The following is a 15816-nucleotide window of genomic DNA, read 5'->3' on the forward strand; positions in this document are numbered from 1 at the left end:
GTGAGCCCGAGCAAGAATAATAACGAGGCGATACCGATGACCGATGTACGTACACCTGCTGCCGAAAATCCCGCTGTACCGCGCACAGAAAAGACAGAAACGGCCGACAAGGGCTGGAGCACATTCGACACCACCTGGATGCTGGGTCTGTACGGCACCGCCATCGGTGCCGGCACCTTGTTCCTGCCGATCAACGCCGGTGTCGGTGGATTCTGGCCGTTACTGCTGTTGGCCGTGCTGGCTTTCCCTATGACCTTCTTCGCGCACCGGGGCCTGACGCGGTTCGTGTTGTCCGGACGCTCCGGGGACATCACCGAAGTGGTTGAAGAACACTTCGGCATCGGCGCCGGCAAATTGATCACGCTGCTGTATTTCTTTGCGATCTTCCCGATCCTGCTGGTCTACAGCGTGGCGCTGACCAACACCCTGAGCAGTTTCCTCGAACACCAATTGCAGATCGCCCCGCCGCCACGAGCAATCTTGTCGCTGGCGCTGATCCTCGGTCTGATGGTTATCGTGCGTTGCGGCCAGCGTGTCATCGTCAAAGCCATGAGCGTGCTGGTTTATCCGTTTGTCGCGGCCTTACTGCTGCTGGCGTTCAGCCTGATCCCGAACTGGAACGGCGCCTTCTTCGCCAGCGCTCAAGAGGCCATGCCGCTGTCGGTATTGCTCAAGACACTGTGGCTGGCGATCCCGGTGATGGTGTTCTCGTTCAACCATTCGCCGATCATCTCCGCCTTCGCTGTCGATCAGAAACAGCGTTATGGCGCGCAGGCCGAACGCAAAAGCAGCGGCATCCTCGCCATGGCCCACGGCATGATGGTCGTCACGGTGATGTTCTTTTGCTTCAGTTGCGTGCTGGCGCTGTCACCGGCGGATCTGGCGGCAGCGAAAGCGCAGAATATTTCGATCCTGTCGTACCTGGCCAACCACTTCCAGACACCGGTCATCGCGTATGCCGCACCGCTGATCGCGCTGGTGGCAATCACCAAATCCTTCCTCGGCCACTACATCGGCGCCAGCGAAGGCTTTCAAGGCCTGATCGTCAAAAGCCTGCGCAGCCGTGGCCGGGTGATGTCGGCGAGCTGGCTGAACCGCGCCACCGCGCTGTTCATGATCCTCAGTTGCTGGGCCGTAGCCACGTTCAACCCGAGCATTCTGGGCATGATCGAGACCCTCGGCGGCCCGGTGATTGCCTGCCTGTTGTTCCTCATGCCGATGTACGCAATCCGCCGCGTGCCGGCCTTGCGCCAGTATTCGGGCCAGGTATCCAACGTGTTTGTGGTGCTGATCGGCCTCATTGCACTGTCAGCGATCATCTACTCATTTCTGCCCTGAAACAGGCCAGCCAAAAAAGGCGAACCTCGGCGGTTCGCCTTTTTCATGCCCGTGTTCATTGTTCGACAATTTTCTCGGCACAGCCCTTGCTACTTCCCTGCTGGAGCACCGAATGACTGCACTGATTTCATTCACTGATCGAAATCAACACAGCCAAGCGCAAAAGATCGCAGCCTTCGACAGCCCCCACATGAAGCAACGCTACAGGCCACGGAATGCCGGTGATCCGGTTTGGCGAACCAAATCGGATCATGGCCGGTCAACAACTGCACGTTCAATCAGGCGGTGACGCATCATGGACAACCCATTTCAGATCATTACCGATGCCTTCGCGCCGGACTATCAAATCAACCTGAGCATTCAGGGTCTGGACGGCAGCATCATGCTGACCCTGTCCAACAGCGGCCGAATCGTGGCCAAACGCATGATCAGCGCCGAACAGCGCAACGATCCGGAAAGGTTGAAACGGCTGGTGCAGAGCATCCAGTTCGGCATCGCCATCGAGCAGGGCCACAGCGCCATGACGATTCTCGAAGCCATGACTCGCGGCGCCGGGCTCACCCCGCCACCGCCTCGAACCAAAGGCCCGTCGGGCCAGGCGGCGGGCCTTTAAAGCTCGCCTTTCTCGACCTCGGGATGCTCGCTGGAACCGGCGCCCAGTTTGCGTTGCGGTTTTTCGATCTTCACCGAAGGGAACTGCGACGAAGCGTAACGCACCACAAGGATGGCGAAGGCCAGCAGCAAAATCCCGCCGCACAGGTAAATGATGCCCATGTCCGGCGGGTTGTGGTGCGAGACGTTGGAAATCAGCAGACGGGTCAGCGCGGTGATGGCCACGTAGATCAGGAAGCGCACCGGCATGTGGTTGGTCTTGAAATAAATCCCGACCATCGCGCCCAATTCCAGATAGATGAACAGCAACAGGATGTCATCGATCTTGATGTGGCCTTCCTCGAGCATCCCGAGAAACTCCATCACTGCCGCCCACGCCGTCACCGCACCGATGGCGAACAGCGCCAGGTAGTGAAAGGTTTCGACGAACAGGTTGCCCAGGGACTCGGCCAGTTGGTGCACGTTTTGCCGTAGTTTCTCGGCCCAGTTGATTCTCACGATGATGTTCCTTAGCCCGATTCGAGCGGATGATGCGTGTTGGACGTGACGGTTTTGCGCATAGGCCCTTCTGCGTTTTTTTCATGCAGATTCAGGGCCATGCATCATGGCGATCCGTTGCAGATCCCGCGCCGTGGCGTTTGGTCGCACCGCCTGTGGCAGCGAGCCTGCTCGCGAATGCCAACGACACGCCCCCTGACAAACCGAAAATCCGGTCTACATTGAAAAGCCACTACCCATGGCGCAGGGATTCGCTTATTCTTTTCGCTGTATATGGATACAGTAGTCGTCAAGACAACTTAACGTGAAGGCATGTGAGGTGGTGAATGGCCGTCGAAGTGGTATACCGCAGCAGCCGAGATCTGGAGCGCTTGTTCATGGATAAAGCCGAAGCTGACCGTCATGACAAAATGCTCGAACTGGCCGAATATCTGGCCGATGTGCTGCAAAAAGCCGTTCCGTCCTTGACTGAACAGCAAGTGGAAGAAGCCGGGATCTACATGGCGAAGAATCGCGATGTGTTCGCCCGGGCGTTCAAGAGCCAGCCCGATGCGCTGTCGGAGCTGATCAACGCGCCGGCTGAACCGGTCGAGAAAGCGGACGAGGCTGAAGCGGCAGAAGCGCCGGTGAAACCGGTCAAAGCGGCGAAGGCAGCGAAGTAATCGAAGCCCGAATTGAACAGGCCCTGAGTCGAAACGCTCAGGGCCTTTTTGATGCCTGACATTTATCGATACAAAACCTTCTCGGCCAACTCATCTGCCACCCGCGCCGGCGAACGCTTTTCTGCTTGCGCGTGGGCGAAGACTTCGGTCAATCGCGAACTGATTTTCGACAGGTGCGCGGTAATGGTCGGCAATTCTTCACCGCGATGTTTCAGCGAGACGTAGATCAGGCCGCCGGCATTGATCACATAATCCGGCGCATAGAGAATGCCGCGCCGCTCCAGTTGGTCAGCCACATCAAGATGCGAAAGTTGATTGTTCGCCGAGCCGGCCACGGCCGAGCAGCGCAGTTGCGCGACTGTGTGGCTGTTGAGCACACCGCCCAGGCCGCAGGGCGCGAGAATGTCGCAGGGTGTGCTGAGCAGCGCATCATTGGCAATCGGGTGGGCGTTGAGTTGCTCCATCGCCAATTGCACCTTGCCGTGGTCGATGTCGCTGACCAGCAGCTCGGCCCCGGCCGCGTGCAGTTGCTCGGCCAGCGCATAGCCGACATTACCCAGGCCCTGGATGGCCACGCGCAACCCTTCGAGATTATCGCTGCCCAGCCGCGCCATGGCCGTGGCGCGAATGCCGGTGAACACGCCCATCGCCGCGTGGGGCGCAGGGTCGCCCGCAGAAGTGGTGCTGGTGACGTGTTGCGTCTGTTGGGCGATGCAATCCATGTCGGCCACCGAGGTGCCGCTGTCGATGGCGGTAATGTAACGGCCATCGAGCTGGTCGATGCAACGGCCGAATGCTTCGAACAACGCTCCACGGTTTTCTACATGGACCGGGCGCACAATCACCGCGACTCCACCGCCCTGTGCCAGACCGGCCAGCGCCGCTTTATAGCTCATACCCTTGGCCAGGCGAATGGCGTCCTCGACGGCTGATTCGTCATCGGGATAGGCAAGGTAACGACATCCGCCCAGGGCTGGCCCGAGACGGCTGTTATGGATGGCAATGACCGCCTTCAACCCGGAGACCGGGTCCACGCTCAGGTGCAGCGATTCCAGGCGAGTGCTTTGCATGAGAGCGAACATCATCGGGCTCCCGAATCACTTCTTGTAGAACGCCAGTATAGGCTTGCCCCTGAAAATTGCTGGAGCGCGCCGGAATAAGCGACCCTGCACAAACTGCCTTTGCGGCATATCCGGCATGCCACGCCGCCGGCGACTGGACGAACGCCACGGACGGGGCTAAAACGAGGCATTCGAGGGAGATTTCGATGAGTCCGCGCCAAGGTTTTTTCGAGTGTCTGCACCGTTCGCCGCCGGCGCTGCTGGAAGCCGCGCTGTGGATCGCCGCCGAGCACGACAAAGCGGTGGAACCGCAAGCGCTGCTGCAAGCGTTCAAGGCACTGCAACAACGGATCAGTTACGGGTTGCCAATGCTGCCGGTCAGCGAACTGGCGCAACCGCTGCTGCGCCGCATGGTCGATCTGGGATTCGCTCAGGACGACTTCCTGCCGCTGCGCCCACAGGCGGCGCTGGTGCATCGCGTGTTAGAGACGCAACGCGGCCAGCCGTTGGCATTGGCGCTGATTGCGCTGGAGCTGGCCCGCGGCCTGGAAATACCGCTGGTCGGGGTCAACTTTCCCGGGCATTTCCTGCTGCGCGTACCCGGTGCCGATCACCTGCTCGATCCCTGCGGTGGGCGCCGCCTGTACCCCAATGACTGTCGTGAACTGTTGCAGCGCCAGTACGGGCCGAACCTGCAACTAAAAGCCGAGCACCTGCTGACCGCGACACCGGTGCAGATGCTCCAGCGTCTGTCGCGCAACCTGCGCCAGCTGCACCTGACCCACGATAACTTCATCGCCGCCCTGATCGACGCCGAGCGCGTACTCGAACTGGGCGACGCCACTGCCGCCGACTATCTGGCCCGGGCCAGTCTGTATCAACGCCTTGATTGCCCGAATGCCGAACGCTTCGACCTGGAGCATGCGTTGCTGCTCAGTGACGATCCGATCCAGCGCCTGCGCCTGACCGAACGACTCGGCCACCTGCCGCCCAACTCCGTCGTCCACTGAAATACTGTTGTGCAAGCCCATGGGAGCGAGCCTGCTCGCGAAGCGGACGCCTCGGTCTGACTGGCAGACCGCGTTAACGTTCTTCGCGAGCAGGCTCGCTCCCACAGGGTTATCTCTTAAAGGGTTATCTCGGGGTGTCAGGTTGGTTGGCGGGATGGGCCTTGATGAACGCAGGGTGCTCGGCCGCGAGCGCGGCGACCCGGCGGATTTTAGGATAATGGTCGAGGCTGACATTAAACCGCTCAGCCGCATACAACTGCGGGATCAGGTACACATCCGCCACGCACGGCCACTCGCCGAAACAGAAACCGCTGTCACCGATCAATTGCTCCACCGTCGCCAGCCCTTGGGCAATCCAGTGGTCGATCCACGCCGTCACCTGCGCTTCGTCGTGCCCTGACTGACGCAGGCGATTGAGCACGCTGACGTTATGCAGCGGGTGCACGTCGCAGCCGATCACCGCCGCGACACCGCGCACCTTCGCACGCGCCACCAGATCGTCCCGCAACAACGGCACCTGTGGATAACGCTCCTCCAGGTACTCGATGATCGCCGGTGACTGGATCAGCAATTCGCCGTCATCGCTGCGCAAGGCGGGCACCCGGCCCTGTGGATTGATCGCCAGGTACGCCGCTTGCCGATGCTCGCCACCCGGCGGCGCGATCAGGTTGATCGGCAACGCCTGATAATCAAGGCCCTTGAGCGCCAGCGCGATTCGCACCCGGTACGACGAGGTCGAGCGGTAGTAGGTATAGAGATCCATGAGCGGCTCCTTCAGCGCGCCGCGATCACGGTGCCACGGCATTCGCCGAAGCCGATCGAGGCATGACCGTCGCGGGCGCAACGCGCGCGCAGGATGATTTCGTCACCGTCTTCAAGGAATTTGCGCACCTCGCCGGAGGCCAATTCGATAGGCTTTTTACCGCCCTCGGTGATTTCCAGCAGGCTGCCGAACTGACCGTTTTCAGGGCCGGACAAGGTACCCGAGCCAAACAGGTCGCCGGCCTGCAACTGGCATCCGTTGACGCTGTGATGCGCGACCATTTGCGCGACAGTCCAGTACATGTAGCGAGTGTTGCTGAGGGTCAGGCGATGGGCCGGCAGATTTTGCTCGCGCATGGCTTCGGTGAGCAGCAGCACTTCCAGTTCGATGTCGAAGGCGCCACCGTCCTGATCACGCTTGTCGAACAGGTAGGGCAGCGGCTGCGGATCGCCCTCGGGGCGCGCCGGCTGCGCCGTGCGGAATGGCTCCAGCGCTTCGGCCGTGACCACCCATGGCGAGACACTGGTGATGAAACTCTTCGACAGGAACGGCCCCAGCGGCTGGTACTCCCAGGCCTGGATGTCGCGGGCCGACCAATCGTTGAGCAGGCAGAAACCGGCAATGTGCTCGGCCGCATCGCTGATGGCGATCGGCTCGCCCATCTCGTTGCCCGGGCCGATCCAGATGCCCAGCTCCAGCTCGTAGTCCAGGCGCGCGCAGGGGCCGAAAGTCGGCTCGTTCTGGCCGGCCGGCAGGGTCTGGCCTTTCGGTCGACGCACCGCGGTGCCGGAGGCACGCACGGTGGAGGCCCGACCGTGATAACCGATCGGCACGTGCTTGTAATTGGGCAGCAGGGGATTGTCCGGGCGGAACAGTTTGCCGACGTTCTGCGCGTGCTCGATACCAACGTAGAAGTCGGTGTAATCGCTGATCCGGGCCGGCAGGTGCATCTGGCAATCGGCAGCCAGCGGCAGCAGTTTCGCGCCTTGTGCTTCGATGTTGCCACGCAGGGTACTGCCTTCGCTGAACAGTTCGAGCAGGCGCGAGCGCAGGGCAACACGCGCCGCACGGCCCAGTTCGAAGAACGCGTTCAACTGCCCTCCGCGCATGGCTTCGACGGCGCTGCGCGCAACGCCATCGAACAGACCGGCCTCGAGCGCTACTTGCAGATCGAAGACATGTTCGCCAATCGCCACGCCCGCGCGCGGCGCCGAATCGTTGATGCTGAACACCCCCAGCGGCAGGTTCTGCAACGGGAAGTCACTGTGGCCGTTGGCCGAAGCGACCCAACTGCGGGTAATGGAAGGCTGAGTCATGGGTTATCTCCGGGTCGGGTCGAACGTGGCGGGCAGCGTGGCCCAGCAGGCGTCGTAATCGGGTTGCAGTTGTGGGCAGTCGAGGGCGAAGCGGCTTGGGCGCAGCACCTGGCTGGTCTCGAACATGAAGGCCATGGTGTTGTCGATCTTCGTGGGCTTCAGCTCGGCATTGATTGCTTTGGTGCAGGTTTCGCCGTCCGGGCCATGGGCACTCATGCAGCTGTGCAGCGAGGCGCCACCGGGCACGAAACCTTCGGCCTTGGCGTCGTACTCGCCCTGAATCAGGCCCATGAATTCGTTCATCAGGTTGCGGTGGAACCACGGCGGCCGGAAGGTGTTTTCGGCGACCATCCAGCGCGGCGGGAAGATCACGAAGTCGAGATTGGCCAGACCGTGCACGCTGGTCGGCGACGTCAGCACGGTGAAGATCGACGGGTCCGGGTGATCGAAACTGACCGTGCCGATGGTGTTGAAACGGCGCAGATCGTATTTGTACGGCACGTTGTTGCCGTGCCAGGCGACCACGTTCAGTGGCGAATGATTGAGTTCGGTGGCCCATAGCTGGCCGAGGAATTTCTGCACCAGAGTGGTCGGTTGTTGCAGGTTTTCGTAAGCCGCGACCGGGGTCAGAAAATCTCGCGGATTGGCCAGTCCGTTGCTGCCGATCGGCCCCAGGTCCGGCAGACGCAGCGGCGCACCGTGGTTCTCGGCGAGGTAGCCGCGCGCTTGTGGGTCGAGCAATTCGACACGAAATTTCAGCCCGCGTGGCAGCACGGCGATTTCCAGCGGCGCCACCTCCAGCACACCCAGTTCGGTGGCGATGCGCAGACGACCCAGTTGTGGCACCAACAGCATTTCACCGTCGGCGTTGAAAAACACCCGCTCCATTGATCGATTGGCGGTATAGCTGTAGATGCTGATGCCGGACGGTTTTTCGGCGCTGGCGTTAGCGGCCATGCTCACCAGGCCGTCGACAAAATCGGTTGGCGCGGCAGGGATGTCCAGCGCATTCCAGCGCAGACGATTGGGGGTCACTTCACCCAACGGCCCTCCCGCCAGTTGCCGCTCCAGTTTGACGAATGCCGGGTGATTCGCCGACGGCTGGATCCGGTACATCCAGGTGCGCCGCGCTTCGCTGCGGGCCATGGTGAATGCAGTGCCGGAGAACAGTTCGGTGTAGAGACCGTAAGGAGCGTTTTGCGGGGAGTTCTGGCCAACGGGCAGCGCGCCGGGCAACGCTTCGGTGCTGAATTCGTTGCCGAAGCCGGACTGATAAGCCAGGCCCTGCGCGGTTGAATCGAGGTTCATGGAGCCTCCTGAACAGGGAGTCGGCAGTGGCCCATCGCTCTGGCTCAGAGGTTTCGGCACGCCGGGGTTGTTATTATCGTAATTTGATTACGCATAACGTAATTTGCTCGCTATCCAGCGTCAAGCTATAAAGACGCCCATTCGAACCGGAACCCGCCAGCACCATGGAAAAAACCAGCGACAGCAACGGCAAACAGAAAGTCCGCTCCGCCGAAGTCGGCACCGACATCCTCAAGGCCCTGGCCGAGTTGTCGCCGTCCACTTCGCTGTCGCGCCTGGCCGAACACGTACAGATGCCGGCGAGCAAGGTGCATCGCTATTTGCAGGCGTTGATTGCCTCGGGTTTTGCCGAGCAAAACGCCGCCACCAACCACTACGGTCTCGGCCGCGAGGCGCTGCGCGTGGGTCTGGCCGCACTCAATAGCATGGACGTGTTGAAAGTCGCCGCCCTGCCCTTGTCCGATCTGCGCGATGAACTCAACGAAACCTGCTTCCTCGCGGTGTGGGGCAATCAGGGCGCAACCGTTGTGCACATCGAACCGGCGGTGCGCGCAGTGACGGTAGTGACGCAGTTGGGGTCGGTGCTGCCGTTGCTCAGTTCTTCCACGGGGCTGGTGTTCAGTGCTTACCTGCCGCACCGGGAAACCGATGAACTGCGCGAGCAGGAGATCACCGTTGCGCAACATCCGCTCAAAGACGAAAAAGCCTATACAGCGCTGTGTCAGCAGATCCGCGAACGCGGTCTGCATCATGTGCATGGTTTGTTAATGCCGGGTGTGGATGCGCTCTCGGCACCGGTGTTCAACGCGGTCGGGCAGATCGCCGCCGTGCTGACCATCGTCGGCCCGACCTCGCTGTTTCACGCCGACGAAAACGGCCCGGCGGCGCAGCGGTTACTGGCGGCGACGCGGGCCGTAAGTTGGCGAATGGGGTATGAACAGCAGCGTATCGAATGAGTAAACGAGCGCGTAAGTGCTCAGTAACGATCAACGCACCGTTGTTTTACTCAGCCCGTACTCGGCGCCCTCCATTAATGTCTTGAAGAACTCGATCAACATCTCCTTGGGTTCTGCCTGGCCAGTGTAATAGGTAACCAGTTCGGCGACCGTGCGCGCGTCTTCAAACAGACTGAGAAACGAGCGTTGTGCATGGGTGATTTCTTTGACGGGCGCACCCGCCGCCGCTGCCTTGCCCAGCGTCAACAGTCCGGTCAGGGTTTCTTTTACATGCCCCAGTGCAGCGGCATAATCACCTCGCCTGTGCGACTGCGAGGCGTCATAGATGCTTTTCATCATCTGGACGGCGACTACAACCGTTCCCACCGGAGGCACCAGCAAACTGACGATATTCGCAGCTTTCAATAGATTGTCGTAGACAAGACCGGCAATCAATTCATTCAGACTGGTAGTGCGCTCGTCGATATCACTCAATACCCGCCGCACCCGCTCATCATGGAAGGTGTAGAGATCCGGCAGCTTCGCGCGATTCTGCGTCCCGATCTGCGGTTTGCTGTCCACGGTTGCGACAAGGTTGTCGAAATAGTCGTTGATCACCTTCTGATCGGTGAGCAATATTCGCTTGCTGTAATACTCCCTGAATGGTCCGAGTCGAAAGCGAATCGAGGGAACGAATTCTGCGATTGGCCGGAAACTGACAAGATCTGGCGCGTCGGGTGTATAGAGCAAGTTCATAAAGCCCGAGGTCCGTTTCACGCGGAATATATAAACGCCTCCTACCGTGCGATCCCAAGCCGTCGTCAAACCGAGCGAACCGATGTTGAATTTATATAAACCCACGTCGCCTTCAGAGATATCGTTCGCAATCGGCTGATAAGCGCCGCTCTCTTTCAGGCTATCGATCACCTGCTGAACAGCAGAAAAAATCTCGGACGATAACTTGCCGCCAACAAAATCGGCGACTGCATTCAGGTGCATTTCACAGCGGATTTTCCGAGCATGTACCGCACGTATGAATACGTAGTCAGGATGCGCCTTGTTCTGGAACTTTTCTTTCAGCATCGCTGTATATCTATCGCCGGGTCGAAAGGTTTTCGACAGCGAAGACAGATCACGAATATCCAGCTTGTCCACCGCCGGGTGATTACTCAGCAAATAATATTTCGGGCTGTATTTGGTTTCGTAGGCGGGAGCGACCGCCTCAAACGCGATTCCTTCAAGCAAGAGATCGGTAACGCTCTTACGAAACGTTTCGGTCTGAACAATAATCCGATCAGGATCAACAGTAACGTCGCTCCCACGAGTGCGCAAAATTTCTTCAATCTGAGCTTTCACTGCATCATGGGTGAACTGCTCGAACGATGGAAAACCGTTGTCTCGTGCATCGACGGTTGAAAGAGCCTTGAGTTCAGTGGTCAACCGGGAATAGCGCATGCGACCTTGAAACCCCAGCGCCCGATAACCTGTCGGCGCAATTGCCTTGTGTTGGGCAACCTCGGCCCGGTAAGCGACGTTTACATAATCAACCAATGGTGTTTTGGCATCGAGGTCGAGATTGGCCAGTGTGGTATCCAGTTCGTACCGATAGCTCAGTTTAGCGCCGGTGCCATTGAGCAAGACGCCTGCGTCATGCAAATACTCCGGGTGAACCAATAATGCTGCGTATTCGCGGCTTGCGGACAACGCAGCCTCAATCCAGCGGTTCATGGCAAAAACGTCGGCGAACTTGTGCAGCTTGAACGGACCTTCGGGACTGCGCAAGAACAGCAGACAGCCCGAGTACCCTTCTGCGGTGAAAACAAGTACATCTTTCAAGGCTGGCGCTTGTAGCCTGATTTTCAATCCGCGAATGGCAACCGACGAATCACTGGCCATTGCCCGGGCAATAATCCCGGCGTCAGTGTCGGTAAGGTCACCTGAGTGTCGAGCAACAAACAACTCGAACTGCATCTGACCGAATAAATAATCACGATAGGCTTGCTGATATGCAACAGAAGGAGACGATGCAAGATCGCTGACAAAATCCAGACGCAGATTGCGCTGCACCAACCATTGCTCAAGCGCAGCGGGCGTCAGCCGGCTTGCGCTGGGTACGCCTGTGATGCTGAGACTGGCGCGATAACCGTTATCATGCAGACCGAAAACAATGAACTCGGTCAGCGTTCGGGTTTCTTCGTGCTCAATGGTGCGGCCTGCGACCTGCAGGGTGTACGAGCTCCGCACGATGATGGATTGCGGGTCCAGTTGTTCACCCAGCACCCTGTCGGCCCACTCCGAAAACGTACGCAGCACATAATCTTTAAACGAAAAGCATGCCTCGGATGCGCTTTGATAATCCGCCAGGTATTGATCTTTCGATGCCTCAAGTTCGGTGTAGCGCACTTGTATATCAGCGTTCGCTTGCTTCAGCCAAAGCGGCCACTCCGTCCGTTTCAATGCCGCCCACAGCAAATAAAAGCGAGTGTTGATACCGTAACGCAGCACCTGCATGCCTTGATTATCCTGCAGCACGGAAGTCAGCGTGGTTTCCAGTTGATCACGGCTATTGGAGAGTAACGATACGCTCTCCAACTGACCTTTGAGATGAACCTCAACACAGTAGGCATGAGGATTCTGCATGGCTTTTGGGTAGTTGATCTGGTTGCTTTGCAAGGACAATCGAGCCTGAAGCTGGCGATGCAAGTCGGTATTTTTCTCAAAAAACTCAAAGCCGTTCTCAGGCGTGTGCATGAGGTAGCAAGTCGACTCGTTGAGCAGCTTCATCTCTGCATCCGAGCGCTCAGCGTTGTCGAGAACGAAACAGGGCAGGAGCGAATCGAGATAATCCTGTCGTGGTTGCAGGCTGACTTCAAACATCCCGCGGCCTGTCTCCGCGTCGAGCAGAGAAGCGAATCGCTCGCCCCAGTGGGCATCGAAATTGTTGGCCATGACCGACAGCGATAGCTCTGCACTTGCCACCGAAGCGTACGCCTGAATAAACGCCTGCTTGTTGGTCAGCGATAGCGCTTCAGAGCGTATGGATTTAACCGCTGCCGCCCAAAACTTCCCGATCTCGGCTCGCAGCGTTTTTTCCAGTCCGGCAGTCACTGCCGCGATCAGATCTTCGACAACAAAAATAGTGAGCCCGCTGACTTTGAATTGATCGTCCAACGTGTCCGGCAGCACAAATACCCCGTCACCGCCCATGATGTAGCCGGGGGTAACATTATTGTCCACGCAATAAAGCGTCACCTGCCAAAGAGAGCCCGACGGACGGTTATCACTGGGCGCAAAAGCAGGGTCCGTATTGATATATACCTTATCGATATCAACACTTTTACCCAAGCGCTTCAATTCCGCTTCAAGCATATTACGCAAGATATCGTGCACGCTCGGCATCGCGTCGATAATTGCAAAAAGTTCGGCCTTTGCCCGGCTTGCCTTCTCCCACTCCTCTGTCCACGTGACTTGATCACCTACTGTGTCACGCATCAAACTTTTGAATACCTTACTCATGCAATATCCTGCCTTACTATCCAGAGCTGCGTTTGCAGCCACTGCAGATAGTTGCAAGGTAATGATTTTTTTAATTAGCAAGAAGCCCAAATACTTTACAAAGCATGCACAACAAAAAGACATACAGCCTTTCATTACTACTGACTACTAACTTCAAACAATCTCAATCCAGTATGCCCATGGCTTTTGCTTTCGCCACCGCCTGGGTCCGGCGTTCCACACCCAACTTCCCGTTGATTCGCCGGGCGTGGGTCTTGACTGTATGTAAGGAAATGAAAAGTTGCTCTGCAACTTGCTGATTCGATGCGCCTTGGGCAATCAACATCAGTACTTCGCACTCACGGCGACTCAGGCACGGCGCCAGCTTACTGCTCTCGGACTGCGGCGCCGCAACAGCCGTGACGGACTCTGTGCCAGCACTGCCTCGGCGTAACTGCCATTCGCGCATGGCTTGATGCAAATGACAGCGCTCAACCAGCATTCGAGCCCGCTGCAATGCCTGTTGCGCCAAGGCGCTATCGCCGTTCAACTCTGCCAGTTGCACAGCGGCCAGCAGTAATTCCGTTTCCATGGTCAGCAAGCCCTTGGCCTGGGCCTGCTCCAATAACCGTTCCAGAGTCGGGAGAGCGTTTTCGTCTGGATTCAATTGCGCACTGGCGCAGGCCAACAGGTATTCGACACGGGTGATCAGCTCGAACGTCGCGGGTGGCGCCTGGAGCGCAGACGGACCGCGGTAATGCCGTAGCAGCCGTGCCAACGCCTCATGCGCCAGCTGCGGTCGGCCTTGCTGCAACCAGAACTGGCTACTGATTTGCAGCACGACGCCGCGATAGACCGTATCGGGAATCTGTCGCTGCTGCATGACCCTCTCGGCCTCACGCAAACGTTCGAACGCACCGGCGTAATCGCCGCGATTACCTGCCAATTGGGCCTGGCCCAGATAACCATACAACACGCGCTTGTCGGCACTGCGCAAGCAGTCTTCAAGGCCTTGGGTGAACAACTGCGCAGCCCGCTCTTCGCGCCCCATGCACAGCGCCAGCCGCCCTCGCCGTAAAGCAATGCGGCCAAGCAACGGCGTGGGGACAACCCTGCGCTGACGCAGTAACTGCTCGATATCCATGAGCAGACTTTCAGCCCGCACAGGGGCTCCGCGCTGTTCAAGCCATTGCGCATGGTCAAGTTCAAGCACCGCCTCGAACAGCAAGGAGCCCTGAGCACGCGCCAGGCACAAGGCCTCGCGGTTGATGGCATGGGCCTGATCGAGTTCACCGCACAGTAATGCTTGCTGGGTCAGTCCCGACAGGCACAACACACGCGCCTGCCAGGCATCGGGCGCCAGCGCGGCCAATGCCTCCTCAAAGCAGGCGCGCGCCGGTGCCATACGCCCTTGCAGATGCAAAAGCCACCCTTGTTGCGCCTGCCAGCGCGCGAGCAGTTGCTGTTCCAGCTGCGCCGCAGGCTGTGGCAGGAAGCGTGAAAGGTGAGCCATGCAGTGTGTGGCCTGTTCGAAACGACCGGCAAAGAGCAAGGCGTCAGTGACCAGCCCGATCAAGTGCGGGGTCATCAGCGTCAGCTCCTGGCTCTGGTGATCATGTAATCGCAACAACAGGACAACCGTCTGGTCTTCATACAAGTCTTCACAGCTCAGGTGCTGCGACAGGCTCACGGCAGTCTCGTATTCTTCGGCCAGCAATGCCTGCTCGAAGGCCGCCCGCCAATCCTGCGCCGCGGTCAACCATTGGCAGGTTCGCCGATGCCAGGAGCGCGCGCACGGCCAATGCGACGCCTGCATGATTCGCGACAATGGCGGGAACACCTGCAGCCAGTCACCCGCCTCGTGCCAGGGTTCGATAAAACATCCGAGTACTTGCAGATCGTGCAGCAGCTGCGCGCCCTCTCCGGCGCCAAACAGGTGTTCACACAGCGGCGCGTTGAAGCGCGGCAAATGAGCCAGCACACGCCATGCTTCGGCTTGCTCCGGCGTCAGACTGGCGAACAGTTCGTGTTGCAGATAATCGAGCAATGTATCGACACGCTGCCGGGGCTGAAGGTGTTGCGCCCAGTCGCACTTTTGCAGCAGCGCCATGCGCGCACCGGCGCACCAGCCGCCGGTGCTCTGAAGAATACCGGCCGCGACGCGGGCAGCCTGCTCCGGCGGCAAGTGGTGCAACACCGAGGTAACTTCATCGTGTGTCAGGGCCAGGCTGGCGCGCTCGCATTCGTATAGTTCGTCATCCAGCAACAGGCGCGGCCAGTTGCACTGTGGTCGACGCCGGCTGCTGATCCAGAAGGTCAGCGCCGCGCTGCTGGCCGTCAGTAGCAGATCAAGCAGAGCATCCAGCGCCGGATTCGGCAGACGGCTGTAGTCGTCAATAAACAGCCAGGCGGGCCTGGACCACGCCGCCAGCGTCGCCAATAGTTGCGCCTCGCCAAGTTCTTCACTCAGCCCGAGCGCGCGGGTCATTCGCTGGCAGAATTCTGTACGGCTGAGCGCCACGCCGGCCAACGGTAACCAGATCGTCTCGCAGCCTGCCGGGGCCATAAGCAGGCACTCGGTGAGTAGCGCGGTTTTGCCGCTGCCGGCGGGCGCGCAAACCAGCCGGACCCGTGCCTGCGACTCAAGCAATGGCTGGCACAGACGCGCGCGCGGCTGATGATGGGAAGCAAGCCTGGGGAGAAATCCGGGGCGATCCAGGCACGGAGTCATGGCGGTCATCGCGTCAGCCTTCTTATCGTTGTGCGATCACCCTAGCCCTCTCCACCGCCCTTGTTGACGAGTATTCAGCGCGCTGAT

Annotated in this window: 11 protein-coding genes and 1 pseudogene; 5 read left to right on the forward strand and 7 right to left on the reverse strand. The window is 59.1% G+C overall.

The features are described 5' to 3' along the window. Positions 1-36: 36 nt before the first annotated feature. Together HU743_RS24790 and HU743_RS24795 are read left to right on the forward strand one after the other, a co-directional pair. Positions 37-1338: a serine/threonine transporter gene (locus HU743_RS24790; protein WP_186651838.1), complete on the forward strand. Its 1302-nt coding sequence runs from the start codon at positions 37-39 to the stop codon at positions 1336-1338. Between the two features lie 295 nt (positions 1339-1633). Continuing rightward, positions 1634-1951, forward strand: a complete 318-nt coding sequence (locus tag HU743_RS24795; RefSeq protein ID WP_186630916.1) for a DUF3509 domain-containing protein — start codon at positions 1634-1636, stop codon at positions 1949-1951. Here HU743_RS24795 and HU743_RS24800 read toward each other — a convergent pair. Then, the gene (locus tag HU743_RS24800; RefSeq protein WP_186547208.1) at positions 1948-2448 is read right to left on the reverse strand and encodes a phosphate-starvation-inducible PsiE family protein; all 501 of its coding nucleotides are present in this window, start codon (positions 2446-2448) and stop codon (positions 1948-1950) included. The genes HU743_RS24795 and HU743_RS24800 overlap by 4 nt on opposite strands. 326 nt (positions 2449-2774) lie before the next feature. Between HU743_RS24800 and HU743_RS24805 the strand changes: the two are divergent. Then, a pseudogene (locus HU743_RS24805) lies at positions 2775-3014 on the forward strand (YebG family protein); the annotation flags it as partial. Positions 3015-3172: 158 nt separating this feature from the next. Here HU743_RS24805 and HU743_RS24810 read toward each other — a convergent pair. Further along, complete coding sequence (locus HU743_RS24810) at positions 3173-4192, reverse strand: Glu/Leu/Phe/Val dehydrogenase (protein WP_186618725.1); 1020 nt, start codon at positions 4190-4192, stop codon at positions 3173-3175. Positions 4193-4377: 185 nt separating this feature from the next. Between HU743_RS24810 and HU743_RS24815 the strand changes: the two genes are divergently transcribed. Next, positions 4378-5181, forward strand: coding sequence for a transglutaminase family protein (locus HU743_RS24815; protein ID WP_186547211.1), 804 nt, complete (start codon positions 4378-4380; stop codon positions 5179-5181). Positions 5182-5305: 124 nt separating this feature from the next. Here the strand turns inward: HU743_RS24815 and maiA are convergent, their stop codons facing one another. The 3 genes from maiA to hmgA are packed head-to-tail and all read right to left on the reverse strand — an operon-like array spanning position 5306 to position 8568. Continuing rightward, entirely contained in the window at positions 5306-5944 is a 639-nt protein-coding gene (gene maiA / locus HU743_RS24820) for a maleylacetoacetate isomerase (protein ID WP_186651840.1), read from the reverse strand. 11 nt (positions 5945-5955) lie between these two features. Continuing rightward, complete coding sequence (gene fahA / locus HU743_RS24825) at positions 5956-7260, reverse strand: fumarylacetoacetase (protein WP_186651842.1); 1305 nt, start codon at positions 7258-7260, stop codon at positions 5956-5958. A gap of 3 nt (positions 7261-7263) precedes the next feature. Further along, positions 7264-8568, reverse strand: coding sequence for a homogentisate 1,2-dioxygenase (hmgA, locus tag HU743_RS24830; protein ID WP_186651844.1), 1305 nt, complete (start codon positions 8566-8568; stop codon positions 7264-7266). 164 nt (positions 8569-8732) lie between these two features. Here hmgA and HU743_RS24835 point away from each other — a divergent pair, with 164 nt between their 5' ends. After that, positions 8733-9524 (forward strand): IclR family transcriptional regulator, encoded by a 792-nt coding sequence (locus tag HU743_RS24835; RefSeq protein ID WP_186651847.1) that lies wholly within the window; start codon positions 8733-8735, stop codon positions 9522-9524. Between the two features lie 30 nt (positions 9525-9554). Here HU743_RS24835 and HU743_RS24840 read toward each other — a convergent pair whose 3' ends face one another. Together HU743_RS24840 and HU743_RS24845 are read right to left on the reverse strand one after the other, a co-directional pair. Then, complete coding sequence (locus HU743_RS24840) at positions 9555-13019, reverse strand: DUF6543 domain-containing protein (RefSeq protein ID WP_186651848.1); 3465 nt, start codon at positions 13017-13019, stop codon at positions 9555-9557. Between the two features lie 163 nt (positions 13020-13182). After that, positions 13183-15738 carry a LuxR C-terminal-related transcriptional regulator gene (locus HU743_RS24845; protein WP_186651850.1) on the reverse strand — a complete coding sequence of 852 codons (2556 nt, stop codon included), beginning with the start codon at positions 15736-15738 and terminating at the stop codon, positions 13183-13185. Positions 15739-15816 lie beyond the last annotated feature (78 nt).

This window comes from Pseudomonas sp. SWRI99, from assembly GCF_014270125.1.
In the GTDB taxonomy this organism is placed as follows: domain Bacteria; phylum Pseudomonadota; class Gammaproteobacteria; order Pseudomonadales; family Pseudomonadaceae; genus Aquipseudomonas; species Aquipseudomonas hamedanensis.

What these genes read in the sequence shown, in the direction of transcription:
- HU743_RS24790 (WP_186651838.1), top strand. Translation starts at nt 37, where the DNA reads ATGACCGATGTACGTACACCTGCTGCCGAAAATCCCGCTGTACCGCGC.
- HU743_RS24795 (WP_186630916.1), top strand. Translation starts at nt 1,634, where the DNA reads ATGGACAACCCATTTCAGATCATTACCGATGCCTTCGCGCCGGACTAT.
- HU743_RS24810 (WP_186618725.1), bottom strand. Translation starts at nt 4,192, where the DNA reads ATGTTCGCTCTCATGCAAAGCACTCGCCTGGAATCGCTGCACCTGAGC.
- HU743_RS24815 (WP_186547211.1), top strand. Translation starts at nt 4,378, where the DNA reads ATGAGTCCGCGCCAAGGTTTTTTCGAGTGTCTGCACCGTTCGCCGCCG.
- maiA (WP_186651840.1), bottom strand. Translation starts at nt 5,944, where the DNA reads ATGGATCTCTATACCTACTACCGCTCGACCTCGTCGTACCGGGTGCGA.
- fahA (WP_186651842.1), bottom strand. Translation starts at nt 7,260, where the DNA reads ATGACTCAGCCTTCCATTACCCGCAGTTGGGTCGCTTCGGCCAACGGC.
- hmgA (WP_186651844.1), bottom strand. Translation starts at nt 8,568, where the DNA reads ATGAACCTCGATTCAACCGCGCAGGGCCTGGCTTATCAGTCCGGCTTC.
- HU743_RS24835 (WP_186651847.1), top strand. Translation starts at nt 8,733, where the DNA reads ATGGAAAAAACCAGCGACAGCAACGGCAAACAGAAAGTCCGCTCCGCC.
- HU743_RS24840 (WP_186651848.1), bottom strand. Translation starts at nt 13,019, where the DNA reads ATGAGTAAGGTATTCAAAAGTTTGATGCGTGACACAGTAGGTGATCAA.
- HU743_RS24845 (WP_186651850.1), bottom strand. Translation starts at nt 15,738, where the DNA reads ATGACCGCCATGACTCCGTGCCTGGATCGCCCCGGATTTCTCCCCAGG.